Genomic DNA, 24,408 nt, shown 5'->3' with positions numbered 1-24,408 from the left:
ATCTATATTTTTTATAAAGGTTTATCGTTGAAATCAGTTTTGGAGCTTTAAATAATAATAGACTTTTTATATTTTATTTATAAAAAAGAATAGAGTTGGCAACATTTAAAAAAATTTAAATATAGCTAAAAGAAAGAAGTGCTATTAAAAAAACAACTATTCTTTAAATGTATATTTAGGGAATAGTTGGTCAAAAAATATTGCAAAAAGTCTCTTCTACTGTTATCTTGTTGTCTATTGACACCAATCTATGTGCACTTTTGACACAAATGTTATTTTGCATATAATTTTAATAATAATTTAAATCTGTAATTTGAAAATTTGATAAAAAAGCATGTGCACTTTTTGTTTGGACTTTAATTTTTTTTATGTTGTCCTTGAGTTCTTCTATATATTTAATTAGAAAAAATAGCATTACGTATATCTCTTCTTTCATAGACACTTAGAATTGATATTACGTTCTTTATCAGAAAGTTTTTTTACAAGCTCCATAAATATATAATCATAATATTTCCGTATTAGTAATATCTAGATAGAATTTTTCAGCATTGTAGATAAAGTTATTATACTTGATTTTGCTGTGTACTTCCGTATCTCCTAATATACATATTCTAAAATATGAATATTGATTTAAATTTTCTCTTTATGATAAAATTTAAATAAATAAATTTGTTAATTAGGAGAGTTGGTTATGGAAAAAAGAATAATTAAAGTACACAATAAATCAGATAAACCAGATAATATTGTACAAAAAGAAAATGAAATTATAGAAAAATGTATAACAATTGAAAATAATTTACCAACTTTTATGAAAGATTTTTTTATTTATTTAAGAAATGGTGTAGCATTATCAACGAGATTTGCATATTTACAAGATATTTTTTTCTTTTGCAAGTATCTTATATCACAAACAAATATTTCTAAAGCAGTAAATACAAAGGACATTTCTTTAGAAGAGTTTAATTGTATAAAAGCAAAAGATATTAATAGATTTTTGGGAGATTATTGTACAAGATATACAATTAATGAGAAAAATTCTATAATAATTATGGAGAATCATAACCGTTCTTTAGCAAGAAAAAAATCATCTTTAACTGTATTGTTTAAATTCTTATTCAGAGATGAATTAATATCAGAAAATATTACTGATGGTCTAAACCCTATACGGCTTCCTAAACCTCAGCCTGATGCAATAAAGAAATTAGAAATTGATGAAGTAGCTAAAATGCTTGATATAGTAGAGACCGGTAACGGATTGACCAAAAAGGAACTTGTATATTGGGAAAAAACAAAATTACGAGATAAGGCAATTTTAGTATTATTTGTTACTTATGGATTAAGATTAAAAGAATTACAACAATTAAATGTTTCTTCTTTTAATTTTGGTCGAGGTGATTTTAAGATTTATAGAAAAAGAGGAAAAGAAGTAAATATGCCTTTAAATAAATCTGTTGAAAAAGTTATATTAGATTATATTCAATTAGAAAGAGTTTCTGATGAACAAGTACCAGAAAAACATAAAGATGCTCTTTTTCTATCTTTACAAAAAACTAGAATGACTGAAAAGTCTATTAGACAATTAGTAAAGAAGTATTCTTCTCTTGCATTAGGAACTACAAAAGAAAATGGCTATAGTCCTCATAAATTAAGAGCTACTGCTGCAACTTCATTAATTCAAAATGGTTTTTCTATTTATGATGTTCAAAATTTGCTTGATCATGACAATGTAACAACAACCCAATTATATGCAGCACATAAGAAAAATGTAAAAAGAGAAATCGTAAATAAATTTGAATGGCTTGAAGAATATGATAAAAAAAATAGTCCTATTTAATAGGGCTATTTTTAGCATAAAGCTTAGTTTTGATCAGTAGGTATTTTAATAACTTGTCCAGGATATATATCTAATGAATCTAAGTTATTAATTAAACTTATCTCATATATAGTTTTTCGTATGTCTTTATCATTGGGTGTAAATTTTTTTGCTAATTCCCATATTGTATCTCCATATTTTATTTGTATTTCAATATATTTTAATTTATTTGTTCTTTCAGCTATATTTGTTTTAAAAAATATATTTGTTCCTAAATATAAAAATAATAAAATTACTACTATCAACCACAAAAACCTAAAATTATTTGCTATTCGTAAATAATTAATTTTCATTGTTATACCTCCTTTTAGAACATATGTTCTCTATGTTTTTATTTTAACAGAACATGTGTTCCCTGTAAATACTTTATGCAAAAAAACGAACAGATGTTTGATGAAATAATGATTGTATGCTATAATTAATTAAAAAACATTGCGAGGTGCTTTTCATGGCTTATGATATAACAAAACAGCAAGAAAAAATACTGAACTATATAAAAAATGAAGTTAATACTAAAGGCTATCCTCCTTCTGTCAGAGAGATATGTGTTGCTGTTGGCTTAAAATCAACTTCTACTGTACATGGACATTTAGCAAAGCTTGAAAAAAATGGTTATATTAGAAGAGATCCTACAAAACCTAGAGCTATTGAAGTATTAGATAATAACGAAAATATACCTAATAAAAAAGAAATTATAGAAATACCTGTGGTAGGCAAAGTTACTGCAGGATTACCAATTCTAGCTGTAGAAAATATTGAAGATACTTTTCCTGTTCCATTAGATTTTATAGATAACAGTAAATATTTTATGTTAACTGTAAAAGGAGATAGTATGATAAATGCAGGAATTTTAGATGGAGATTATATACTTGTAAAACAACAGCAAATTGCTAATAATGGTGATATCGTAGTAGCCATGATTGAAGATGAAGCTACTGTAAAGAGATTTTATAAAGAAAAAAATTATATAAGACTGCAACCAGAAAATCTTTCTATGGATCCTATTATTACAACTAATGTTAGAATTTTAGGATTAGTAAAAGGAGTATTTAGAAAACTATAACAAAAAACCTGTATTGATAATTAATACAGGTTTTTTGTTATAGTTATAAAGGTTTTATTTAAAATTTCTAGAATATATAATATAAAAAATGTGTTCTATATAAAGGGGGAATAAAATTGTCTAAATTTAAAGTTGGAATGTTAAAATGGACTGAAGTATATGAAAATATATATAGTAATTTTGAAAATGAAGATATTAATATCTGTATATTTTGTGGATGTTTAGTTTCTGACGATATAATATGTCCAATGTGTATTGATAATTTGTATTGAATATTTTTTTATTAGGTATGAAGTATTTTAAAATGTCTATTATGTCTAGGTTAAAGTTGTTATAAGAAAGTTTTAAGATTAATGTCTATATTTTATATAATTTCATAAAACACTTATCTACTCGGAAGTTGCATTACCCTGCACGTTTTCCTTAACGATATAACATGCTACTTCATAATTTATCTATCTACTTATATATTTATTATATATCGAACATATGTTTGTGTAAATATTTTAATTTATTTTTTTACAATGTTCATAAAAAGAACCTCAAATTAGTATAATTAAAACTATTATACTTCTTCACAACAAAAACACCTCCGAAATATTGATTTATTATCCAATAAATTCGAGGTGTTTATAGATTTCTAATCAAACAGTTTATGTTCTAAATAGAAGTTTGTTAGTTTAACAAAATTGGTGTTAATTTCTTAACAAGCTGATACATATATAATATTTCATATCAAACTGCAGCTCTTTCTATTCTTAATTTATCTGCTACCATTGCAATAAACTCGCTATTTGTAGGTTTTCCTTTATCATTATGTACTGTATAACCAAATAAATTATTTATTGTATCCACTTTACCTCTACTCCACGCTACTTCTATAGCATGTCTAATGGCTCTTTCAACTCTACTCGGAGTTGTATTGAACTTTTTTGCAATAGATGGATATAATTCTTTCGTTACAGCACTAAGCATTTCAATATTTTCAACAACCATTGAAATAGCTTCTCTTAAATACAAATATCCCTTAATATGTGCTGGTACACCTATTTCATGTATTATGTTTGTAATTTCAGCCTCTAAACTCTGAATTTGATTTGTATGGGATGTATTAATTAGCAAATCTCTAAATTCTGTTTTTTTCTCTGGCACAAATTTTACATTACCCATAAGTTGTCGTATTCTTTTAATAAATATCTCAAAATCAAAAGGCTTTACAACATAATAATCAGCACCTAATGCAATAGCTCTTTGTGTAATTTTATCTTGTCCTACAGCTGATAACACAATAACCTTAGGAGATTTTTGTAAATTCATAGATGCAAGTTTTTCAAGAACTCCTAAACCATCAAGATGTGGCATAATAATATCTAAAACTAATACATCAGGTAATTCTTTAGATACTAACTCAATAGCTTCTAATCCATCTTTTGCAATGCCAACAATTTCTAAATCATCTTGCTTTCCTAAATATTCACTTAATATGTCGCAAAAATCCTTAATATGTCGCAAAAATCTTTGTTATCATCAGCAATCAAAACTCTAATATTCTTCACTTAGTTACCCCCCTAAAACTTTTCTATTTATATTTTATTCTATTAAAAGTTATTCGACAAATCCACGTTATTTCCTTCTAATTTGGTAAACATTAGAATACTTTTTTACAGTATTCTTTGTGAATTTTTTGGATTTCTTCTATAATATAAGAATGCTCATAAGAGCATTCTTGTCATGTCTAATAATTAACACTTTCTGCAATTTGACTTTTATTATAAATATTTATTCCTGCTTCTTTTATCATCCATTCAATAAATAAACCATATCCTTTAGAAGGATCATTTACAAATACATGTGTAACAGCTCCAATCAACTTTCCATTTTGAATTATAGGACTACCACTCATGCCTTGAACAATTCCTCCACTTTTTTTCAAAAGCCTTTTATCTGTTATTCTTATAACCATACTTTTTGTATTCGGCATACGTTGTCTATTAACCTTTTCTATATAAATTTCATATTCTTCTATTTTGTTATTATCTATTGTAGTTAATATGGTTGCTTTTCCCTTTTTTATTTCATTTTGATAAGCAATTTCTATTGGTTTATTATATATATTATTTTCTATAGGTTTATATGCTTTGCCATAAATACCATAACGTGTATTTTTTTCTAAATTTCCTATAGGTTTGCTTGTTTCATAAAATATTCCCTTTATTTCTCCAGGTTTACCTCTTTTCCCTTGCTGAATTGAAGCTACTTTAGATTTAACAATTTCTCCATTGTCTACTGTTAATAACAAGCCCGTATCAATATCTGTTATTGCATGTCCTAATGCTCCAAATTTCATTGTATCTGAGTGATAAAATGTTAATGTTCCTACTCCAGCAGTCTTATCCCTAACCCATAATCCAATTCTATATTCTCCTTCATCAATTGATTTTATTGGAGTTATTTTTGTATAAAATATTTTTTGTCTACGTTTGACTTTCAAAGTAATTTGAGTATTTTTGTTTGCATTAATTATATTGGTCACATGTTGAGCATCTTTTATTTTGATATTATTTATTTCTAGTATACTATCTCCTATAGTTAATCCAGCTTCTCGTGAAGGATTATGCTTTTTACCATCTATTCCTTTTATTTCTTCTAGTCCAACAACTAAAACACCTTTTGTATTTAATCGTACACCAATACATTGTCCTCCTGGAACCACTTTTATTTTAGGAATTACATCTACCTTAACATTTCTTATTGGTATAATTCCTAGTAACTTAACTTGAAAATTTGTTTGTCCTGTTTTTATTGGATTAATATAGATTCTATTAGAATTATGGTTTTCCTTTTGAGATAATAATTCTAAAATACTTTTATCAAGTTTTTTAGTATCTATTTGAAAAGGAAACTTAATATTTAAAACATGTTTTTCATCTTCAAATATTCTAATTTTATTAGGATAATTAACAATTTCTTTAAGAGTAAAAGAATATATAAAAGTAAATAATACTACAATAAAAAAGAACAATAAACGGCGTTTGTTTTTATTGTTATACAATAAATATCACACTCCTATTTTCCCCTATGAGTCATTTATCGCCTCCAAATAAATATTTTTATAAAAGTTTTTATGATATATATTTAATTTAGCCTTTTTCCTACTTTATTATTCTATATAAAAATTGTAATGGAATCATAAAAAACATCTTACTAACCATAAAATTCTTCTAATATTTTTGCAGAAAAATAAAAAAATAGATCTTTTAAGATCTATTTTTTATAAGTTGTATTTTTATTTTAAGTTATTTTTAAAGTTATAGCCTATACTTAACATTTCTTTTGCATGTTCCATTGTTAAGTTAGTTATTGTCATTCCACCTAATAATCTTCCTAATTCAGTAATTCTATCTTCTTCTGACAATTTAATTATACATGTTGATGTTTTATCATCTTGTATATTTTTTTCAATATAATAATGATGATCTGCCATTAATGCAATTTGAGGTAAATGTGTTATACACAAAATTTGATGTGTTCTAGAAATAACTGCTAACTTCTCACCAACAACATTTGCTGCTCTTCCACTTATACCAGTATCTATTTCATCAAAAATTAAAGTCGGAATATTATCAGATTTAGCTAAAATTGTTTTAAAAGCCAACATAATTCTTGATATTTCTCCACCAGAAGCTATTTTAGCTAAAGATTTAAGCTGCTCTCCAGCATTTGTAGAAATTAAAAATTCAATCCTATCAATACCTTTTTCTGTATAATTAATATCATTTATTTGAGTGCTATCATTTATAAAATTTACTTTAAAAATAACTTTGTTCATATTTAAATCCATTAATTCATGAGTTATTTTTGTTTCAAATTTTTTTGCTATTGATCTTCTAATATCACTCAATTTTTTTGCCAAATCAAAATACTCTTCTGTTAATTTGTTAATATTATTTTTTAAAGCTTCTATTATGTCTTGGCTATTTTCAATTTCTTCTAATTCTAAAAATATTTTATTTCTATAGGATAAAATTTCTTCTATTGTATTTCCATATTTTCTTTTTAAATTGTTAATCAAATCCAATCGTTTTTCAGTTTGCTCTAATAAAAATGGATCAAATTCTATATTGTCTCTATAATTTCTAATATCTCTAGAAACATCCTCAATATTATATAAGCATTCTTGTAAGATATTATAAATATTATAAATATTATTGTCAAATTCTTTAATATCTTCTAGTTCTTTAACAATATTCCCAATTCCATCTACAATAGATAGATATCTGTTATTACCACTATAAATTTTTTCATAAGAATCAGACATAACATTGTAAATTTTCTCGCTATTAGATAAAAGGTTATATTGCGACATTAACTCTAAGTCTTCACCTATTTTAAGATCGCACTCGTCAATTTCATTTAACTGAAATCTTAACAAATCTTTTTTTCGCTCTCTTTCTAATTCATTTCCACATAAACTTGCTAATTTATTTTTTAATTCTTTAAGTTCATAATATTTATTTGCAACCTCTTGCTTAAGATTTAATATTTCTTTTTCCGCTAAAGAATCCAAAATATCAATATGATTTTCAGGATAAAGTAAAGATTGATGAGCATGTTGACCGTGTATATCAATTAAAAATTTACTAATTTCTTTAACTAAAGATATAGTAACAACTCTATCGTTTATTCTTGAAGTACTTCTTCCATTATTATAAATTTCCCTAGTTATAATAATTATATCATCATCATATAAATCAATTCCTTTTTCTTTTAGTAGTTCTATTAAGTACTTATTTTGAGTACGAAATACCATTTGAATAACTGATCTATCAGCACCTCTTCGAATATAACTTTTATCTGCTCTTTCACCAATAGCCATATTTACTGCATCAATAATAATTGATTTACCTGCACCAGTTTCACCAGTAAGAATATTTAATCCTCCACCAAAACGAATATCTATTTTTTCAATCAATGCAAAATTTTCTATAATTAACTCTAAGAGCATTTTAATACCCCCGCTCTATTTCATGAGTTTCTTAAACTTCTCTACTATTTCTTCGATTTTTTCCTGTTCTCGAACGAGAATAAAAATTGTATCATCGCCAGCAATTGTACCTACTATTTCTTTAATATCTAACGCATCAAGTGCAGCACAGGCTGCTTGTCCTGCTCCTACTAACGTTTTTAACACAATTATATTTCCAGCACAATCTATTGATAAAATAGAATCCTTAAATATTTTTACTAACCTATCAGAGATAGCGCTTTCCTGTTGTTTCATAGAAGCATATTTATATCTACCATTCTTTCCTAAAACTTTTATAAGTCTTAATTCTTTTATATCTCTTGAAACTGTAGCTTGCGTAACATTTATATTATTCTTTTTTAAAGCATCAGCCAGGTCTTCCTGTGTTTCTATTTCATTTTTATCAATAATTTCTAAAATTTTAGCATGTCTTGCATATTTCATATTTAACCTCCTAACATTATTTTTATTTATCATATGAAATATGTATAAAAACTATCCGATATTATACTTATTTCTACATTCAATATTCTACATAATTCAATTTTATCCTTTATTCTTTAATAAATATTTATTCAAATAAATAGATAACCACTTTGGTTATCTTTTATTTAATGTACTATGCGAACTATTAACTATATCTTGAGCCATTCCTTCAATATCAACCTTTTTATCCATCTCTTTATTTATTAGATAGGCTAAATATTCAATATTTCCTTCAGGTCCTTTTATAGGTGAAAAAGATAATCCTTTAATAGAAAGACCTATATCTGCTATAAAAGAGAGTATATTAATAATAACCTCTTTATGAACATTAATATCTCTTATAACACCTTTTTTTCCTACCTTTTCTCTTCCTGCTTCAAACTGTGGCTTAATTAAGCAAACTATTTCTCCATTTTCTTTTACCAAATTTTTCACAACCGGTAATACAAGCTTTAAAGATATAAATGAAACATCAATAGAAGCAAAATCTATTTCTTCATTTATATTTTCTTTTGTGACATATCTAATGTTGGTTCTTTCCATTGGAACAACTCTTTCATCTTTTCTCAATTTCCATGCTAACTGTCCATAACCAACATCAATAGCAAAAACTTTTTTTGCACCATTTATTAACATACAATCTGTAAAACCACCTGTTGATGCACCTATATCTAATGCTGTTTTATTCCTTAAATCAATATTAAAGGTCTCTATTGCTTTTTCTAATTTTAATCCTCCTCTACTTACATAAGGAAGAACTTTACCTTTAATTTCAATTTCTGCATCTACATGAATGTTTGTTCCAGCTTTGTCTACTCTTTGATTATTCACAAAAATTACACCTGACATAATAGATTTTTTTGCTTTTTCACGGGAGTCAAAAAAACCTCTCTCAACTAAAACAATATCTAATCTTTTCTTCTCTCCCATATTAATCTCTCCTATTAACTTATCATTTCTTTTATATGTTCAATTACACTATACACATCAAGATTATAATATCTCATAAGTTCTTCTGTATCTCCATGTTCAACAAATTTATCTGGAAGACCTAATATTTTTATATTTTTATCATTCTTTTTACTCTTACATAATAATGCTAGTATTTCGCTACCAAAGCCACCTTTTACTACGTTATCTTCTAATGTAATAATATTTTTTATATCCGAACATTCTTCTAAAATTGTCTTTTCATCTAAAGGTTTTGCAAATCTAGCATTAATCACTGTACAATGGATATTTTTAGATTTTAATCTTTTAGCTGCTTCATAAGCAGTTCTTACCATTTTTCCAAAAGCAATTATACATACATCCTTTCCACTCAAAAGGACTTCAGCTTTCCTATCCTCAATACAATAATTATCGCTAATAAAAGTAAAATCGTCACTTTCTCCCCTAGGATATCTAATAGCAACTGGAGAATTTAACTTTACTGCATATTTTAACATTTCAATCAATTCAGTACCGTCTTTAGGAGCCATAATAGTTATATTAGGTATATGTGTTAAGTATGATATATCAAATACACCATGATGTGTTTCTCCGTCATTTCCTACTAATCCACTCCTATCTATACAAAATACAACTGGCAAATTTTGCAGACATACATCATGAACAACTTGATCATAAGCTCTTTGTAAAAATGTTGAATATACAGCAAATACAGGCTTTAAACCATTAGAAGCTAATCCTGCAGAAAAAGTAACAGCATGTTGTTCTGCAATTCCAACATCAAAGAAACGATCTGGATAAATTGATGCAAAATCATTTAAACCTGTTCCTGACGGCATTGCTGCTGTAATTGCTACTATTCTTAGATCTTCTTTTGCTAAATTAACTAGTGTTTTTCCAAATATAGATGAATAACTTTCCCTTTTATTACCACTTTTAATTAATTTACCACTTTCAATATCAAAAGGACCTATTCCATGAAACTTATCTGGATTCTTTTCAGCATATTTATAGCCTTTCCCTTTTTTTGTAATTACATGAATAAAAACCGGCCCTTTAATATTTTTTGCTCTTTGCAAAACAACTTTTAATTCTTTTATATCATGCCCATTTACTGGACCAATATAGGTAAAACCCAGTTCTTCAAAAATAATTCCTGGTACTAAAAAATATTTCAAACTATCTTTTGCTTTTTCAGCGGTTTTGTACATAGCTTTTCCAACAGCAGGAATTTTATTAAGAATATATTCAACATCATCTTTCACTTTAAAATACTTTGGGTCGGTTCTTAATCGATTTAAATATCTAGAAATTCCTCCAACATTTTGTGATATAGACATTTCGTTGTCATTTAATATAACAATAAGGTCTGTATTAGCATGTCCAGCATGATTTAATGCTTCAAATGCCATTCCACCGGTTAGTGCCCCATCTCCAATTACTGCAATAACAGAATTTTTTTTTCCTTTCAAGTCACGAGCTTTAGCTATACCTAATGCTGCAGAAATAGAAGTACTGCTATGCCCTGTTTCAAAACAATCGTGTTTACTCTCTGACCTTTTAGGAAAACCACTTAAACCATTATGTTTTCTTAACGTATGAAATAAATGTTTTCTCCCAGTTAATATTTTATGTACATAAGCTTGGTGGCCTACATCCCATATAATATGATCATAAGGACTATCAAAAACACTATGAATTGCTAAAGTCAATTCTACTATACCTAAATTCGAAGCTAAATGACCTCCTGTTTTTGAAACATTATTTAAGAGAAATTTTCGTATATTTTCTGCCAAATATACTAATTCTTCATCACTTGCATTCTTTAATATATCAGGAGATTTAATGCTTGATAATAAATCTCTCACTTATTTCATCTCTCTTTCTGATTGATTCTTACATTTCTTTTTTTAGGTAAGAAATCGATTCCAAATTTATTATAAACATAATATAGTATCTTACCGACACGAAAAACTATTTCTTTAGATTTTTTTAAAGCAATTTCTTTTCCTATGGCTTTTCCACCAACAGTAATCGCTGCAACTAATCCACTCAAAATAACACTTAAATAAGGAATATTTAAATTACTTAATTTACGGATTTGTAAAATAATAATTGCTGCTGCTGCTCCACTAACAATTCCACAAATATCACCAATCACATCATTACAAAAATTTGAAACAGGACCAGCATTTCTCACTAATTTTACCGCATATTTTGCACCTATAATTTTATTTGCTGCCATAGAATGAAATGGTTTTTCTCTGGCCGATGCTACGGCAATTCCAATCAAATCAAAAATTATACCTATAAAAATAATCATAATAAGAATAATAAATGCTGTAACTATATTGACATTTTTTAATACTATTTCTGATGAAAAACTCATTCCTACAGCAAGAAAAAAGGTCCATATTGTTATAATGATTACCCATTTTATATTATATCCATCTATATTTATTCTTATTTTTCTCATTTGGAAACACCTTCATTGCTATATTTAGTTCCCGTGTAATTATTAATGCTTAATCAAAATACCTTTAATATTTTGAGTGGCAACATGCTGAGTAAATTTTACGGCTTAGGTCCAGTAGGATTTCCCAAAGAGATACTGGTTTGTCGCCAAATCAGAGGTTTCCCATTAAATCTCTTTATACTTTGTCACCAAAAGTATGACTAGACTACCACTTAGTCCGCACTGTAATCCTCAGCATGCTTCTTACGAACAGTCTAGGAGTTTTCCTCAACAGTCACATCATTTCTTAGCCTCTTTTGCAGAATAGGTTTCAAATAGCAATAGCGTTGTTCATATGGGCCCATATAAATAACGTTTGTACCTATTTATCTACCTATTCCACTCAAGGCAGGCTACGCTACACGTAACACAAAAGTAAATGCATCACATTGTAGGTTTATCCTAAAAAATAGAAATTTATTCTTTTTTTAGGTCTCCACGAAGAGAGGGTCATCGCCCACATGCCATTGTGGATCGCCCCCTTCTTCTTACTCCCAGAATCGACCCCCAACTGGGCGTCAGCAGCCGATACCAGGAACTTCATCGATGTGCCCTTTGACGGATTTTTAGCCCCGCCTTCAGAAATGATAGAACTGACTAGAATACTGCGCCACTCGTAAAGCAAACTGTATTTTAACATAAATGAATACTTATGTCAAATAACCATATTTGCAATTAAAATACCCAAAAGTGCCCCTGCAACAACTTCAACAGGTGTATGACCTATCAATTCTTTTAGTCTTCTTTCACCAATAGGTTTATGTTTATGCCTATCCTCTATAATCTTATTCAATATGATTGCCTGTTTCCCAACAGCTCTTCTAACACCTGATGCATCATACATAACAATTAGTGCAAAAGCAAGAGCAAGAGCATATTGAGTAGAATTCCATCCTCGCTTTAGTCCAATTGCTGTTGATAATCCCATAACTAAAGAAGAATGAGAGCTAGGCATACCACCAGAACCAACAAATCTATATAAATTAACTTTCTTCTCTTTTATAAGCGTAATAATTACTTTCAACAATTGTGCTATAAACCAAGATAATAAAGTGGCGTATAATACATCATTTTCGCCAATTTGTTGAAAAAAGTGCAATTCACTTCCTCCTCATATTAATATTCCCTTTTTACAAGATAATCAGACAATTGAATAAAAAATTCTGCTTTTTCTCCAAAACGCTCTATAGATTTAACACTTTTATTAAATAGCTCATTCACCTTTTTTATTGACACATCTAAACCATGTATTGACGGATATGTTGCCTTTTGATTGTCAATATCGCTTCCAACTTTCTTGCCAAGCTTCTTCTCATCTCCAACAATGTCTAAAATATCATCAGTAATTTGAAAACCAAGTCCAACATTCTTTGCAAATTCAGTAAGACATTTTAATAATTCTTCATCAGCTCCACCTATTATAGCGCCAGCTCTAATAGATGCAACAATAAGTGCTGCAGTTTTATTATTATGAATATAGTCTAATGTATCTGCATCTATTTTTTTACTTTCACTAATCAAATCAACAACTTGTCCTCCAATCATACCATAAATCCCAGAAGCAGATGCAATCTCTTTCATAGCTAAAATTTTTCTTTGTAAATTTTTATTATCCTCTAGTGCATCTTTAATCATTAATTCAAAAGCATAATTTAGAAGACCATCTCCTGCAAGAATTGCAATCCCTTCACCATATACTTTATGATTCGTTAATTTTCCTCTTCTATAATCATCATTATCCATAGCAGGTAAATCATCATGAATTAATGAGTAAGTATGTATCATTTCAATTGCACATGCAAATGGTAAAATATCATCTATTTTACCTCCTACAAATTCAGATGCTGCAGTCATAAGAATAGGTCTTAACCTTTTTCCTCCAGCAAAAACACTGTATCTCATAGCATCAAAAATAAGATTCTGAGGACTAGTTTCCTTTGGAAGATATTTATCTAATGCTTTATCAATTATATCCGCTTTTTTTTGTAATTCTATTTTAAAGTCCATACTATTCCCCCTTAAAATCATCTGATTCTGCAAAATCAAAAGGTACTTTATTCTCATTCATCATTAAACTTATCTTTTGTTCTGCATTGTCTAGTTTACGATTACAATATCTATATATTCTAATTCCTTCTTCATAAAGAGTCAATGTCTCATCTAAAGTTAACTTTCCTTCATCTAGTAGCATAACAATTTCTTCAAGTTTTTTTATTGCAACTTCAAAGGAATCATTACTTTGGAGTTTTAGATTTATAAAAGCATTCAAATAAATGATCCTCCTTTTCCTTTTCTTTGACTATACAAGATATTTTTCCGTCAGTTAACATAATATTTATATAGTCATCTTTATTTACCTGATCCACTGAGATTACTGTTTTTTTATTTTCATCATTGAATACGATAGCATATCCTCTTAAGATTGTTGATAGTGGATTTATTGCTTCTAATTTTGAAATATTTGCCATAATCCTTGTTCTTGAAGCTGCTACTTTTAAACGTAAACAATTCAACAAATCTTTTTGTAGCATATCTAGTGTCTGTTGCTCCTCAGTAATTTTATTCTGAACAAATGAAAACATTTTTATATTGTCAAATGAGGCAAGTTTATTTCTTTTTTCTTTTAAATAGTTAGAAACATAGGTATGCATATTATTATAAAATATATCTATTGAATTTTTAATATCTAGTATTTGTGGAACTGCTAATTCAGCTGCAGCTGAAGGCGTTGGAGCTCTCAAATCAGCAACAAAATCACAAATTGTATAATCACTTTCATGTCCTACAGCAGAGATTATAGGAATTTTTGATTTAGCTATACTTCTTGCAACAATTTCTTCATTAAAAGCCCATAATTCCTCAATAGATCCTCCGCCTCTTCCAACAATAATTAAATCTATATCTTTAAATTGAATATTGATTTTATCAATAGCTTCAGAAATTTGTGTACTAGCAATTTCACCTTGTACAAATACGGGAAATATATAAATATCTACATAATTATTTCTTCTTTTTATTACAGAAATAATATCTTTAATTGCTGCCCCTGTAGGAGAAGTGATTACAGCAATTTTCTCAGGAAAAAAAGGAATTTTTTTCTTACGGGATGGATCAAATAGCCCTTCCTTTTTAAGTTTTGATTTTAATTGTTCAAATGCTAAATATAAAGCACCTATGCCATCAGGTTCCATTTCATTTATGTACATCTGATATTGTCCATCTCTTTCATAAGCAGATACATAACCTTTAGCAATTATCTTCATTCCATTTTCTGGATTGAATCTAATTTTTTGATTGTTACCTTTAAACATAACACAATTTATCTTACTATTTTCATCTTTGAGAGAAAAGTATAAATGCCCACTACCATGCATTTTTAAGTTTGAAATTTCTGCTTTTAAGACAATATTATTTAATATAGGATCACTGCTTAATATCTTTTTGATATACTTATTTAATTCTGAAACACTCAAAGCCCTTATTCGCATTTCTTTTTAGCTGCCTTTAATGTATTTTCCAATAACATTGCAATTGTCATTGGTCCAACCCCGCCTGGAACAGGAGTGATCCATGAAGCAACTTTTGAAGCTTCTTTAAATTCAACGTCTCCTACTAATTTATCTCCTACTTTTCTAGTTCCTGCATCAATTACAATTGCATCTTTTTTAATCATATTTCCTTTTATTAATTCTGGTATGCCTGCAGCAGCTACAATAACGTCTGCCATTCTTAGATGTTCTTCAATATTCTTAGTTTTAGAATGACAAATAGTAACCGTCATATTTTCTCTTAACAATAATACTCCAACAGGCTTTCCAACAATATTACTTCTTCCAACAACAACTGCATGTTTTCCTGTAATATCTTCTCCTGTTCTTTTTATTAATTCAATAATTCCTCTAGGAGTACAAGGAATAAAGCTTTCTTCTCCTAGCAAAAGATTTCCTGTATTTATTGCATGGAAACCATCAACATCTTTACTAGGAAGAATATGAGAGTTAATAAGATTTTCATCTATTCCTTCTGGCAAAGGTAATTGAACCAAAATACCATGTATTTTATCATTATGATTTAACCCATCTATAAGCTTAATTAATTGATCTTGTGTCGTTTCTTTTGGCAGTTTATACACCTCTGAATGAAATCCAACCATTTTGCAAGCTTTCTCCTTCATTGAAACATATACATGAGAAGCTTCATCATCACCTACAATTATCACAGAAAGACCTGGCGTAATTCCATAATTTAACTTAAGTTTATGCACTTCATCCATAATATTTTTGCGTATTTCTTGAGAAATTTTTCTCCCATCTAATATATTGGCATACATCAGTATCCCTCCTATATATCTATCTTTTTATTGCTAATAATGCTGTTCCTACAGCATTATCAGTACAATACTTTCTATTACCAAAATAAATTTTGTAGTTTTCCCTAGAAAATTGTTTAAGCAAATAACTTCTAATATATTCACTTGAAGCTACTCCACCAGTCAGTAGAATTTGCTTTAACCTTGTATTTTTACAACTGTTTTTAATAGTTTTCTTTAATGATCTTGCAATACATTTAAATACAGCCATAGCTATTATATCTTTATCATACTTTTCTTGTATTAACTTATTTGCAGCAGTTTCTGGTCCTGAAAAACTCATATAAGTATCTTTTACAGATACTGGCAAAGATATTTCTGTGTTTTTAGATCCCATAATTAATTCATCCATTCGCTTTCCAGCTGGAAAACTAAATCCCAACTTAACACCAATACGGTCTATAAACTGACCAGCACTAATATCTAAGGTCCCACCTAAAATATTTATATTATAGCCAAATTTATCATTGTTTTTAACATGAAGTATCTCTGTAGTTCCTCCTGATACATGGACAGCAAGAAATTCACTATCTAACATTTGCTTTGAAGACCATTTGGCTGCTTCTATGTGGCCTTCTTGGTGACTGAACTCTTTATACTCACAATTCAATGTATTTGCAATTATTTTACCAAATGACTGTGAAGCCCTAAAAACAGGCATGTATGAACCTTCTACTGGCCTAGGCCTACTGCTAACTGAAACTGTCTTTATACGGTGTCCAATATTTAAGTCAGATAACTTACTAAATAAAACCGGCATATTCATAATATGCTGAAAGAGGGCATCTGATTGTCTTAACCCCCTCTCTCCCTCTTTAACAGTAAGTATTTTTCTATGATCTAATATTAAATTAGCTTGGTCATCAATTACTGCTATAGAAGTAGTATAGTTACTTGTATCAATTCCTAAAACATAATTCTTCATTGTAATCACTTCTTCTCTACAATACTACCTAATATGCCATTTATAAAACTGCTTGATTCTTCAGTACTAAATGTTTTTGCCATTTCAACTGCTTCATTAATTGAAACACTATTAGGAATATCATCCATATAATAAATTTCTGTTATAGCCAGTCTTAAAATTGTAAGATCAACTTTCGCAATTCTGTTTAACTTCCACCCTCTTGAGTTTTCTTCAATAATACCATCAATCTTATCTTTATTTTTAATAAACTTTTCTATTAGTTCTTTTATATAGGAAATTTGACTATCATCAGGTAACTCTTGAATATATCTAGTTATCATTTCATTAGAAAAATCGTCATGAATATCCATTTGAAAAATTAATTTCATTGTCATCTCTCGTGCTAGTTTTCTGTTCATAAAGTTCCTCCTATTATTCTATTCATTATATTATCTATTCTTTAAATATTCTACCTCAATTTTATACTAGTATGTAAAGCTCATTTATATTTTCCTAGAGGCAATATTCTATCTAAAAATTCTATTATATTTTCTTTATTGTCTATTTTGCTACCAAAAAAGTATCCTATGTATATACATAAGCATATAAAAATTGTTTTTATAAGTCCAATCCAAATAATTAAAATACTAAAGATTAATCCTAAGAGCATACCTACAATTTTACCATAATTTTTAATAGCAATATTAAGTATTTTTTCTTTATTCATAATGATACCCCTCTAAATCTATTCTACTCTTTTTTTACTTTGTATTGCGATATCATCAATGTTTACTTTGATTTCTTTTACAATAATTCCTGTAGATTCTTCAATATGTTCTTTTATATTTTTTTGTATATTAATAACTGTGCTAGGAATATTAATATCACTTAATGCTAATGCTTTAATAATGATAATAAGGCTATCATCTCTTTGTTGAGCAGTTGCTTTTATATCTCTTAAGCCATGTGACAATTTAGCTGATTTTTGTGCCATTCCTTCAATAGCTTGCATTGATATTTTGACTTCACCAAAATCTGTATGCCTTATTACTGCATTAGTATTAATTTTTTTAGAGTTTATTCCTGAGATAAGAAATCTTATACTAATGATAAGAAAAAATACAGGAATAAATACATTTGTCAAATCCAGTCTATATTGCTCTAAAAAATAACTTGTCCAATTATATATCCAATCGTTTATAGGAACTAATATTAAAACGATAGATATAATTGCAATTAATAAAGTATAAATACTTATAAAAAATCTATCAATCAATTTCATAGAAAATCTCCTTTCACAAAAACATTTAAACTAACCCTCTGAAATACAGAGGGTTAGTTTAAATAAATATCTATTTTACTCTTAAAGGATTTTCTTCTTTTTCATCCTTATCCATGTTTACACCTTGAACATGGATATTTACTTCAACAACATTAAGCCCTGTCATGTTTTCTATTGCTTTTTTTACACTTTCTTGTATCTGCCATGCAACATCAGGTATTTTAATACCATATTCTACAATAATGTACAGGTCAACAGCTGCTTCCTTTTCTCCAACTTCTACTTTGACACCCTTAGATAAATTCTTTCGTCCTAACATTTCTGCGATACCGCCACCAATACCGCCACTCATACCTGCAACACCTGGCACTTCTGTAGCTGCTATTCCTGCTATAACACCAACAACTTCATCTGCAATTTTTATTTGCCCATGTTCAACAACATCTAAATTATTATTACTCAATGTCTATACCCCCTGCTTATATGTAAATACTTTTTTCTAATGAACATTATATCAAAACCCTTTATTATTTACAAACCTTACTAATATATATTTGATATTTTTATATTATCTGTTGTAAATTTCGTCTCTCGCATAACAATATCTAGTATTTTAGCTACATCAGAATCTATTAGTTTTTCAGTTTCTACAATTACATTCACAGATTGATCAGTAATAAAAACAAGTGCATCTTCAAATCCCTTTGCCTTAATCAAATTTTCTGTTATCTTTTCTTTATTCATTATATCAATTAATTTCATTTTTTGATCATTCGCTGCTTTTCTATTACTTTCATCTGTTCTATCATTATTGATAATTTCGTTTAATAGTGAAATTATTCTTTCTCTTTCTAAGTCCATACTTAGCCTAGACTCAATAAAATAGTTTGTTCTCTTTATATTTTTAGTATTGCTTATAGTCTCTTTAATGTTTTGACTAGTTTCTGAAATAATATCTTCTATTTGATTTTTATTACTATCAACAACAACAACTTCTTTCGTAGCATCATTTTGCTCTACACATATGTTGCTTTCTATATCTTTACTTGATATTTCTTTGTTTTCATTTTCTAAATTTACTTCAGCAAGCTTATTCTCTTCATATTTTTCAAAATCGCTAGACGTTTCTAATAGGGTATATCTGTTGATTGCATAGTTTAAATAACCAATGAAACAAAGTACTAACACTAATGAAAAAACAAAGATGTTTCTTTTTTTTATTTTTAACATATTGTATTCCCCCTAAACTATTTTTTTTCATATACCATTACCTTATGTGCTGGTATCTGGAAAATTGTTCGTACAGCTTCTATAATTTCTAGCTTTATCTTTATATCCCCTGCTCCCTCTGCTACTACTACTACCCCTCTTATCTGAGGTTTAATTTCTTTAATAACTACAAGGTTGTCATTTTGATTTGTCATAACTACATTTTCACTTGAATCATTCTGTGTTGTTGTTCTCGTACCTCCTTGCGAATCCTTTTCTTCCGTTATTTGACTTGATTTTGTTACATTTAAAGCTGGTACTACTTCTGTACTGGTTTCGTATGTGATCATTACCTCAACTTCTCCAACTCCTTTTATTTGATTCAGTATTTGTTTTAGTTTAACTTCTGCTGTATCTTGATAATTACTTTTCCAAACATCATCATTATTTTCCTTTATTGTTGTATTGGTACTATTTTTAACTGATCTTGGAAAAAATGTATCCAAAGTTATTAAACCTATTATACAGATAATAATAACTGCTATAAGATTATATACAACTTTTTTATATCCATTATTATTAATATATGCTTTAAATTTATCAATGATTTTCATATTCATTTTTTTTACCTCCTTCATTTATTTATGCTTATACGAATTTTATCTTTATCAACACCATAGAAATTGGAAATATTTTCTTTTATTTGTTCGATAATATATTGCTTATTTTTTGTACTTTCTTTACTATTTAATGGCTGTTTCTTTGTTTTTATATTAATCATAATATTTGAAACAGGCTTAATTTCTTGATTTTTTGATTGACTTTTTATTTCACTACCTAATAATATCTCTAATTGTTTTATATTTCCAAACTCTTTACTTTGCCTATTTTCTTCAATTTGAGAATTAATTCTTAAAACATCTATATTACGCTTATACTCAATCTGATCCTTAATGTGATTTTCTAATTTTGACTTGTACAAAGCTATAATTTGTTTTTCTTGTGCTTCTTCAAACTGTTCTAAACTTAAAGATAAAGCTTTCCTATCGATATCTGAAGAAGTTTTAATAATCTCTTCCTGGATCCTAGTATTCCTGTTTACAAGTTCTAATACAGGACTAATAATTACTAACATAACCAATAATCCCACAATCATATTTATATATTTTTTCATATTACTACTTGGTAATAATATCTCTAAAAAAGTAATAAAAATAATAACCGCTATAATATTTAATATCCATGTTTTTAAAAAATCAACCACCTACATCACCTACCTTAACATAAGCGTTACATTTCCTGCTCCTACAATTATTGTCACAGTAAGAAAAAACATAATAGCTACAGAAAGAACTGTTACAAATATCAAAACCATAGCATTACTTATATCATTTATACAGCTTACAAATTGATTTTCTGCAATAGGCTCTATTACAGAAATAGAGATCTTGTAAATAAATATTAATGACAAAATTTTCAAAAGAGGCATTATAACAATAATCGCAAGTACTATTAGTCCAAGAGCACCTATAGCATTTTTTACAAGTAACGAACATCCTATAATAGTATCAAACGCATCTGATATAAACCCTCCTATAATAGGAACAAATCGATCTACTGCAAATCTTGCTGTCCTAATTGTAACGCCATCAGTTGTAGATGCTGCAACTCCCTGAATAGTAATAACACCACTAAATATGGTTAATGTAAAGCCTATAAGAACAATACAAGTTTGTCTAAGTAAAGAGGTTAATCTTGATACTTGTATCTTTGGAGATAAATTGTTCACTATAGATAAAATAGCTGAAAAATATATAATTGGCATAATTATATCCTTCATTAATGTACTTATTATACTTACCGATGCAATAACAATTGGTTGAAACAAAGCTGTTGTCGTTATTCCTCCCATTGTCATCAAAAAAGTTAACAATACTGGTAACAGTGCTTGCATAAAGGACACCATATCACTCATTGCATTAATCCCAATTTTGCTAGCAATAGAAAAACTTTTTATAGCTATTGCAATAATTACTAGATAACATGCTGTATAAGCTAATTTCCCTACTGCTTCGCTTTTAAATGCATTAGATAAATTGTTTAAAAATGCACAGATAACTGATAAAACAATTAGCTTTGCTAATAAAGCAGAATTTGCTATCGTTTCTTTAAATATATATCTAAGTAAACCATTCAATGTATCCTTTAGATTTAAAATTTCTTCACCTTTTATCAATGAAAATATAAGTTTTTTCATACTTATTTTAGGAAAATACTCTTCAGTTTCTCGATTAATATCTTTAATTGTTTTTTCTATAACAGACATATCTATATTTTCTAGCTGTTTCATAATAAGTTCATCGCTTATAGTATCTTTATTACTATTAGCCTCTATTGCATAGGTACTGTTAATACAAAATCCTAGCACAAAAATAATGATCAATAATAGCCTCCTCATCATATTCACATCCTATGGCATTAATTCTACAATTAAATTAAATAATGCAATTAAAATTGGTATCGCAAGCACCATTATCAATATTTTCCCTGCAAATTCTACTTTTGAAGCAATAGCTGTTTCTCCAGCATCTCTACAAACCTGTGCGCCAAATTCTGCTACATATGCAATACCAACAATTTTTAATATTGTAGTTATATATACTAAATCAATGTCTATTTTTCTTGCTAGCATATTTAGAACTTCTAACACTGAAGCCAATTTTGTAATAATGAAAATAAATATAATAATCCCTGTAACAATACTAATTTGTAAGGATATCTCAGGTCTTTGATTTTTTAAAACTACTGTTAAAATTGTGGCAATTATCCCTAAACCAACAATCTTAAATATTTCCATCTACATCACACCTTTATCTAGTATAGTTGGAACATTGTTTTTACTGTTGTAAACAAATTACTAATTAATTGAATTACCATAAATAACACTACAACAATACCAACAAGAGTAGTCATCATAGCTTGTTCTTCTCTTCCTGAACGAATTAAAACTTGATTCAGTACTGAAACCAATATACCTATAGCTGCTATTTTAAAAATTAAATCAACACTAACATTCATTTATAATCCTCCTTATCATCACATAAATTTTTATATAAGTACTATAACAATTGCTATTCCTATTAAAACGCCTAAACTTTTACACATCTTTTCGTTCTTCATTTTTAACTGCTCTGCTATTTTTTGTTGTTTTTGTAATTGCAGATAAACTAATTGAAAATTCTTGATTTGATTTTCTTTATCTGTAAATCCTAAATTTTTTCCAAAATCTATCAATATTTCTTTATCCTCATTATTTAAAGATGTTTTCATTAAATTATCATTGATGGCTTTATTCCATGCTTCTTCAATACTATAACCAATTTTACTATTGAGGATCTTATACGTATCATTGAATATGTTACATATATATTTATTGCTTTTTTTACCTACCCTTTCCATCGCTATAGGCAATGGGTTTGATGAGTAAATAATTTCTGTTTCTAATAATTGAAAAGATAAGTATAGATTTTTCAGCTGTTGTAGCCTTTGTACATATCCATATGAAAAAATATAGCCTATTGCAGCAGTTGCTACAATAATAATAATAGAAAATATAGTCTTAACAAACAAAATTATTCCTCCTATCATTAGTAGGATAAGTAGCAATTACTTTATTGTCTTTTCCGTCAATGATCATCCTAATAGTACCTACTCTAGGCTGATTTGAAAGAATAATTATTCTATCAAAAATGCCTTGAAGTAACAAATTATTAAGATTTGCTCGTCTGGTTATTTCTTCTAAGTTCATACCATGTACTGTTGTAATTAATTTAATGCCCGCATTTAAAGCTTCTTCTATAGCATCAACATCTTCTTTTTTACCGATTTCATCAGTAGCTATAATCTGCGGAGACATAGAACGTATCATCATAATAATACCTTCCGCTTTAGGACATGCATCAAGAATATCGGTTTTTATTCCTACATCGTTTTGAGGGATACCCTGATACATAGCACAAATTTCTGATCTTTCATCTACAACACCAACTTTAAATCCAGTGAATTTTGGAAATTTCATGCCATTACCTAAATTTCTTATAATATCTCTTAGTAGAGTTGTTTTACCGCATTGTGGAGGTGATACAATTAACGTATTATAAAATTTATAATCATTGATTAAATACGGCATTATTTTATCTGAAATACCAATCTTTTGTTTTGAAATTCTAATATTTAATCCAGATATATTTTTTATAGTTTTAATTTTATGATTATTCAATACAGTTGTTCCACATATTCCAACTCTATGTCCTCCCTTTAATGTCACAAATCCATTACGTATTTCTTCTTCTAAAGCATAAATAGAATAGTCTGTAATTAATTGATATGCTTTTTCTATATCCATTTTTGTAACTATATAACTTTGAGATATGCTTTGTGCAACCTCACCATTCTTTCCTACAAAATAATCCTTGTTTGCTGCACTAATCATAAGTGGTTTATTTACTCTCAATCTTATTTCTTCAATATCTTCTATTAAGAATGATGGAAGCCTGATAAATATATCTCTAATATTTATCGGTAGTGCTTCTAATATTTCTCTTTTTATGTGATTTTGATGGAAATTTGTACTTTTAAAATTTTTATCATTAGATGCTTTCATAACATGTCCCCCTTTATATCATTAATATTTTGAATACGCAAATATTATGATTAAATTTTTTTCT

General features: G+C 28.0%; 29 protein-coding genes. 3 read left to right on the top strand and 26 right to left on the bottom strand.

The window, feature by feature from the left end; all coding sequences use genetic code 11:
* Nucleotides 1-691: 691 nt before the first annotated feature.
* Nucleotides 692-1,834, top strand: a complete 1,143-nt coding sequence (locus tag FQB35_RS07130) for a tyrosine-type recombinase/integrase (RefSeq protein ID WP_148809320.1) — start codon at nucleotides 692-694, stop codon at nucleotides 1,832-1,834.
* Between the two features lie 23 nt (nucleotides 1,835-1,857).
* Here FQB35_RS07130 and FQB35_RS07125 read toward each other — a convergent pair whose 3' ends face one another.
* Nucleotides 1,858-2,166, bottom strand: coding sequence for a LysM peptidoglycan-binding domain-containing protein (locus FQB35_RS07125; RefSeq protein WP_148809319.1), 309 nt, complete (start codon nucleotides 2,164-2,166; stop codon nucleotides 1,858-1,860).
* Between the two features lie 155 nt (nucleotides 2,167-2,321).
* On the opposite strand from FQB35_RS07125, the gene lexA reads away from it, so the two are divergent.
* Nucleotides 2,322-2,936 carry a transcriptional repressor LexA gene (gene lexA / locus FQB35_RS07120; protein WP_148809318.1) on the top strand — a complete coding sequence of 205 codons (615 nt, stop codon included), beginning with the start codon at nucleotides 2,322-2,324 and terminating at the stop codon, nucleotides 2,934-2,936.
* Between the two features lie 116 nt (nucleotides 2,937-3,052).
* Complete coding sequence (locus FQB35_RS15835; RefSeq protein ID WP_168198276.1) at nucleotides 3,053-3,208, top strand: hypothetical protein; 156 nt, start codon at nucleotides 3,053-3,055, stop codon at nucleotides 3,206-3,208.
* 463 nt (nucleotides 3,209-3,671) lie between these two features.
* Here FQB35_RS15835 and spo0A read toward each other — a convergent pair whose 3' ends face one another.
* The 25 genes from spo0A to spoIIIAA all read right to left on the bottom strand — a co-directional run bounded on the left by spo0A (nucleotide 3,672) and on the right by spoIIIAA (nucleotide 24,344).
* Nucleotides 3,672-4,448: a sporulation transcription factor Spo0A gene (gene spo0A, locus FQB35_RS07115; RefSeq protein WP_231701878.1), complete on the bottom strand. Its 777-nt coding sequence runs from the start codon at nucleotides 4,446-4,448 to the stop codon at nucleotides 3,672-3,674.
* Between the two features lie 223 nt (nucleotides 4,449-4,671).
* Nucleotides 4,672-5,988, bottom strand: coding sequence for a SpoIVB peptidase (gene spoIVB / locus FQB35_RS07110; protein ID WP_148809317.1), 1,317 nt, complete (start codon nucleotides 5,986-5,988; stop codon nucleotides 4,672-4,674).
* 234 nt (nucleotides 5,989-6,222) lie between these two features.
* Entirely contained in the window at nucleotides 6,223-7,941 is a 1,719-nt protein-coding gene (recN, locus tag FQB35_RS07105; RefSeq protein WP_148809316.1) for a DNA repair protein RecN, read from the bottom strand.
* A gap of 15 nt (nucleotides 7,942-7,956) precedes the next feature.
* The gene (locus tag FQB35_RS07100; protein ID WP_148809315.1) at nucleotides 7,957-8,406 is read right to left on the bottom strand and encodes an arginine repressor; all 450 of its coding nucleotides are present in this window, start codon (nucleotides 8,404-8,406) and stop codon (nucleotides 7,957-7,959) included.
* Between the two features lie 156 nt (nucleotides 8,407-8,562).
* Nucleotides 8,563-9,378 (bottom strand): TlyA family RNA methyltransferase, encoded by an 816-nt coding sequence (locus FQB35_RS07095; RefSeq protein ID WP_148809314.1) that lies wholly within the window; start codon nucleotides 9,376-9,378, stop codon nucleotides 8,563-8,565.
* A gap of 14 nt (nucleotides 9,379-9,392) precedes the next feature.
* Nucleotides 9,393-11,267: a 1-deoxy-D-xylulose-5-phosphate synthase gene (dxs, locus tag FQB35_RS07090; RefSeq protein ID WP_148809313.1), complete on the bottom strand. Its 1,875-nt coding sequence runs from the start codon at nucleotides 11,265-11,267 to the stop codon at nucleotides 9,393-9,395.
* 5 nt (nucleotides 11,268-11,272) lie between these two features.
* Complete coding sequence (locus FQB35_RS07085; RefSeq protein WP_148809312.1) at nucleotides 11,273-11,875, bottom strand: hypothetical protein; 603 nt, start codon at nucleotides 11,873-11,875, stop codon at nucleotides 11,273-11,275.
* A gap of 694 nt (nucleotides 11,876-12,569) precedes the next feature.
* A complete protein-coding gene (locus FQB35_RS07080) occupies nucleotides 12,570-13,013 on the bottom strand; it encodes a divergent PAP2 family protein (protein WP_148809311.1) in 444 nt (147 codons plus the stop codon).
* A gap of 17 nt (nucleotides 13,014-13,030) precedes the next feature.
* Entirely contained in the window at nucleotides 13,031-13,921 is an 891-nt protein-coding gene (locus tag FQB35_RS07075) for a polyprenyl synthetase family protein (protein ID WP_148809310.1), read from the bottom strand.
* A gap of 1 nt (nucleotide 13,922) precedes the next feature.
* Entirely contained in the window at nucleotides 13,923-14,183 is a 261-nt protein-coding gene (locus tag FQB35_RS07070; protein ID WP_231701877.1) for an exodeoxyribonuclease VII small subunit, read from the bottom strand.
* Nucleotides 14,149-15,402 carry an exodeoxyribonuclease VII large subunit gene (xseA, locus tag FQB35_RS07065; RefSeq protein WP_148809309.1) on the bottom strand — a complete coding sequence of 418 codons (1,254 nt, stop codon included), beginning with the start codon at nucleotides 15,400-15,402 and terminating at the stop codon, nucleotides 14,149-14,151. The genes FQB35_RS07070 and xseA overlap by 35 nt, the downstream gene beginning before the upstream one ends.
* On the bottom strand, nucleotides 15,393-16,244 hold the full coding sequence (folD, locus tag FQB35_RS07060; RefSeq protein ID WP_148809308.1) for a bifunctional methylenetetrahydrofolate dehydrogenase/methenyltetrahydrofolate cyclohydrolase FolD: 852 nt from the start codon (nucleotides 16,242-16,244) through the stop codon (nucleotides 15,393-15,395). The genes xseA and folD overlap by 10 nt, the downstream gene beginning before the upstream one ends.
* 19 nt (nucleotides 16,245-16,263) lie before the next feature.
* Nucleotides 16,264-17,208, bottom strand: a complete 945-nt coding sequence (locus FQB35_RS07055) for a Kae1-like domain-containing protein (RefSeq protein WP_148809307.1) — start codon at nucleotides 17,206-17,208, stop codon at nucleotides 16,264-16,266.
* A 5-nt stretch (nucleotides 17,209-17,213) separates the two neighbouring features.
* Nucleotides 17,214-17,609, bottom strand: coding sequence for a transcription antitermination factor NusB (gene nusB / locus FQB35_RS07050; protein ID WP_148809306.1), 396 nt, complete (start codon nucleotides 17,607-17,609; stop codon nucleotides 17,214-17,216).
* Nucleotides 17,610-17,689: 80 nt separating this feature from the next.
* A complete protein-coding gene (locus FQB35_RS07045) occupies nucleotides 17,690-17,917 on the bottom strand; it encodes a DUF2273 domain-containing protein (protein ID WP_148809305.1) in 228 nt (75 codons plus the stop codon).
* 18 nt (nucleotides 17,918-17,935) lie between these two features.
* Nucleotides 17,936-18,472: an alkaline shock response membrane anchor protein AmaP gene (gene amaP / locus FQB35_RS07040; protein ID WP_148809304.1), complete on the bottom strand. Its 537-nt coding sequence runs from the start codon at nucleotides 18,470-18,472 to the stop codon at nucleotides 17,936-17,938.
* A 70-nt stretch (nucleotides 18,473-18,542) separates the two neighbouring features.
* On the bottom strand, nucleotides 18,543-18,935 hold the full coding sequence (locus FQB35_RS07035) for an Asp23/Gls24 family envelope stress response protein (protein WP_148809303.1): 393 nt from the start codon (nucleotides 18,933-18,935) through the stop codon (nucleotides 18,543-18,545).
* An 80-nt stretch (nucleotides 18,936-19,015) separates the two neighbouring features.
* A complete protein-coding gene (locus tag FQB35_RS07030; protein WP_148809302.1) occupies nucleotides 19,016-19,702 on the bottom strand; it encodes a SpoIIIAH-like family protein in 687 nt (228 codons plus the stop codon).
* 17 nt (nucleotides 19,703-19,719) lie between these two features.
* On the bottom strand, nucleotides 19,720-20,301 hold the full coding sequence (spoIIIAG, locus tag FQB35_RS07025; protein ID WP_168198275.1) for a stage III sporulation protein AG: 582 nt from the start codon (nucleotides 20,299-20,301) through the stop codon (nucleotides 19,720-19,722).
* 14 nt (nucleotides 20,302-20,315) lie between these two features.
* Nucleotides 20,316-20,945 (bottom strand): stage III sporulation protein AF, encoded by a 630-nt coding sequence (spoIIIAF, locus tag FQB35_RS07020; RefSeq protein ID WP_148809300.1) that lies wholly within the window; start codon nucleotides 20,943-20,945, stop codon nucleotides 20,316-20,318.
* Nucleotides 20,946-20,954: 9 nt separating this feature from the next.
* The gene (gene spoIIIAE / locus FQB35_RS07015; RefSeq protein WP_148809299.1) at nucleotides 20,955-22,139 is read right to left on the bottom strand and encodes a stage III sporulation protein AE; all 1,185 of its coding nucleotides are present in this window, start codon (nucleotides 22,137-22,139) and stop codon (nucleotides 20,955-20,957) included.
* A gap of 12 nt (nucleotides 22,140-22,151) precedes the next feature.
* Nucleotides 22,152-22,538, bottom strand: coding sequence for a stage III sporulation protein AD (spoIIIAD, locus tag FQB35_RS07010; protein ID WP_148809298.1), 387 nt, complete (start codon nucleotides 22,536-22,538; stop codon nucleotides 22,152-22,154).
* A 17-nt stretch (nucleotides 22,539-22,555) separates the two neighbouring features.
* Complete coding sequence (spoIIIAC, locus tag FQB35_RS07005) at nucleotides 22,556-22,759, bottom strand: stage III sporulation protein AC (protein WP_148809297.1); 204 nt, start codon at nucleotides 22,757-22,759, stop codon at nucleotides 22,556-22,558.
* A 30-nt stretch (nucleotides 22,760-22,789) separates the two neighbouring features.
* Nucleotides 22,790-23,311 carry a stage III sporulation protein SpoIIIAB gene (gene spoIIIAB, locus FQB35_RS07000; RefSeq protein ID WP_168198274.1) on the bottom strand — a complete coding sequence of 174 codons (522 nt, stop codon included), beginning with the start codon at nucleotides 23,309-23,311 and terminating at the stop codon, nucleotides 22,790-22,792.
* Entirely contained in the window at nucleotides 23,301-24,344 is a 1,044-nt protein-coding gene (gene spoIIIAA / locus FQB35_RS06995; protein ID WP_148809295.1) for a stage III sporulation protein AA, read from the bottom strand. The genes spoIIIAB and spoIIIAA overlap by 11 nt, the downstream gene beginning before the upstream one ends.
* Between the last annotated feature and the right edge of the window lie 64 nt (nucleotides 24,345-24,408).

The organism is Crassaminicella thermophila (assembly GCF_008152325.1).
In the GTDB taxonomy this organism is placed as follows: Bacteria; Bacillota; Clostridia; order Peptostreptococcales; family Thermotaleaceae; genus Crassaminicella_A; species Crassaminicella_A thermophila.
Note: the sequence above shows the minus strand (reverse complement) of the source record. Positions and strands in the feature narration are given on the sequence as shown.

Excerpts from the sequence above, each read along its gene's own strand:
- FQB35_RS07085 (WP_148809312.1), bottom strand. The coding sequence starts at position 11,875 with ATGAGAAAAATAAGAATAAATATAGATGGATATAATATAAAATGGGTA.
- FQB35_RS07045 (WP_148809305.1), bottom strand. The coding sequence starts at position 17,917 with ATGAATAAAGAAAAAATACTTAATATTGCTATTAAAAATTATGGTAAA.
- spoIIIAE (WP_148809299.1), bottom strand. The coding sequence starts at position 22,139 with ATGAGGAGGCTATTATTGATCATTATTTTTGTGCTAGGATTTTGTATT.
- FQB35_RS07100 (WP_148809315.1), bottom strand. The coding sequence starts at position 8,406 with ATGAAATATGCAAGACATGCTAAAATTTTAGAAATTATTGATAAAAAT.
- folD (WP_148809308.1), bottom strand. The coding sequence starts at position 16,244 with ATGTATGCCAATATATTAGATGGGAGAAAAATTTCTCAAGAAATACGC.
- FQB35_RS07055 (WP_148809307.1), bottom strand. The coding sequence starts at position 17,208 with ATGAAGAATTATGTTTTAGGAATTGATACAAGTAACTATACTACTTCT.
- spoIIIAA (WP_148809295.1), bottom strand. The coding sequence starts at position 24,344 with ATGAAAGCATCTAATGATAAAAATTTTAAAAGTACAAATTTCCATCAA.
- xseA (WP_148809309.1), bottom strand. The coding sequence starts at position 15,402 with ATGCGAATAAGGGCTTTGAGTGTTTCAGAATTAAATAAGTATATCAAA.
- FQB35_RS07130 (WP_148809320.1), top strand. The coding sequence starts at position 692 with ATGGAAAAAAGAATAATTAAAGTACACAATAAATCAGATAAACCAGAT.
- spoIIIAD (WP_148809298.1), bottom strand. The coding sequence starts at position 22,538 with ATGGAAATATTTAAGATTGTTGGTTTAGGGATAATTGCCACAATTTTA.
- FQB35_RS07095 (WP_148809314.1), bottom strand. The coding sequence starts at position 9,378 with ATGGGAGAGAAGAAAAGATTAGATATTGTTTTAGTTGAGAGAGGTTTT.
- spoIIIAG (WP_168198275.1), bottom strand. The coding sequence starts at position 20,301 with ATGAATATGAAAATCATTGATAAATTTAAAGCATATATTAATAATAAT.
- FQB35_RS07030 (WP_148809302.1), bottom strand. The coding sequence starts at position 19,702 with ATGTTAAAAATAAAAAAAAGAAACATCTTTGTTTTTTCATTAGTGTTA.
- FQB35_RS07125 (WP_148809319.1), bottom strand. The coding sequence starts at position 2,166 with ATGAAAATTAATTATTTACGAATAGCAAATAATTTTAGGTTTTTGTGG.
- lexA (WP_148809318.1), top strand. The coding sequence starts at position 2,322 with ATGGCTTATGATATAACAAAACAGCAAGAAAAAATACTGAACTATATA.
- FQB35_RS07075 (WP_148809310.1), bottom strand. The coding sequence starts at position 13,921 with ATGGACTTTAAAATAGAATTACAAAAAAAAGCGGATATAATTGATAAA.
- amaP (WP_148809304.1), bottom strand. The coding sequence starts at position 18,472 with ATGAAATTGATTGATAGATTTTTTATAAGTATTTATACTTTATTAATT.
- spoIIIAC (WP_148809297.1), bottom strand. The coding sequence starts at position 22,759 with ATGAATGTTAGTGTTGATTTAATTTTTAAAATAGCAGCTATAGGTATA.
- recN (WP_148809316.1), bottom strand. The coding sequence starts at position 7,941 with ATGCTCTTAGAGTTAATTATAGAAAATTTTGCATTGATTGAAAAAATA.
- nusB (WP_148809306.1), bottom strand. The coding sequence starts at position 17,609 with ATGAACAGAAAACTAGCACGAGAGATGACAATGAAATTAATTTTTCAA.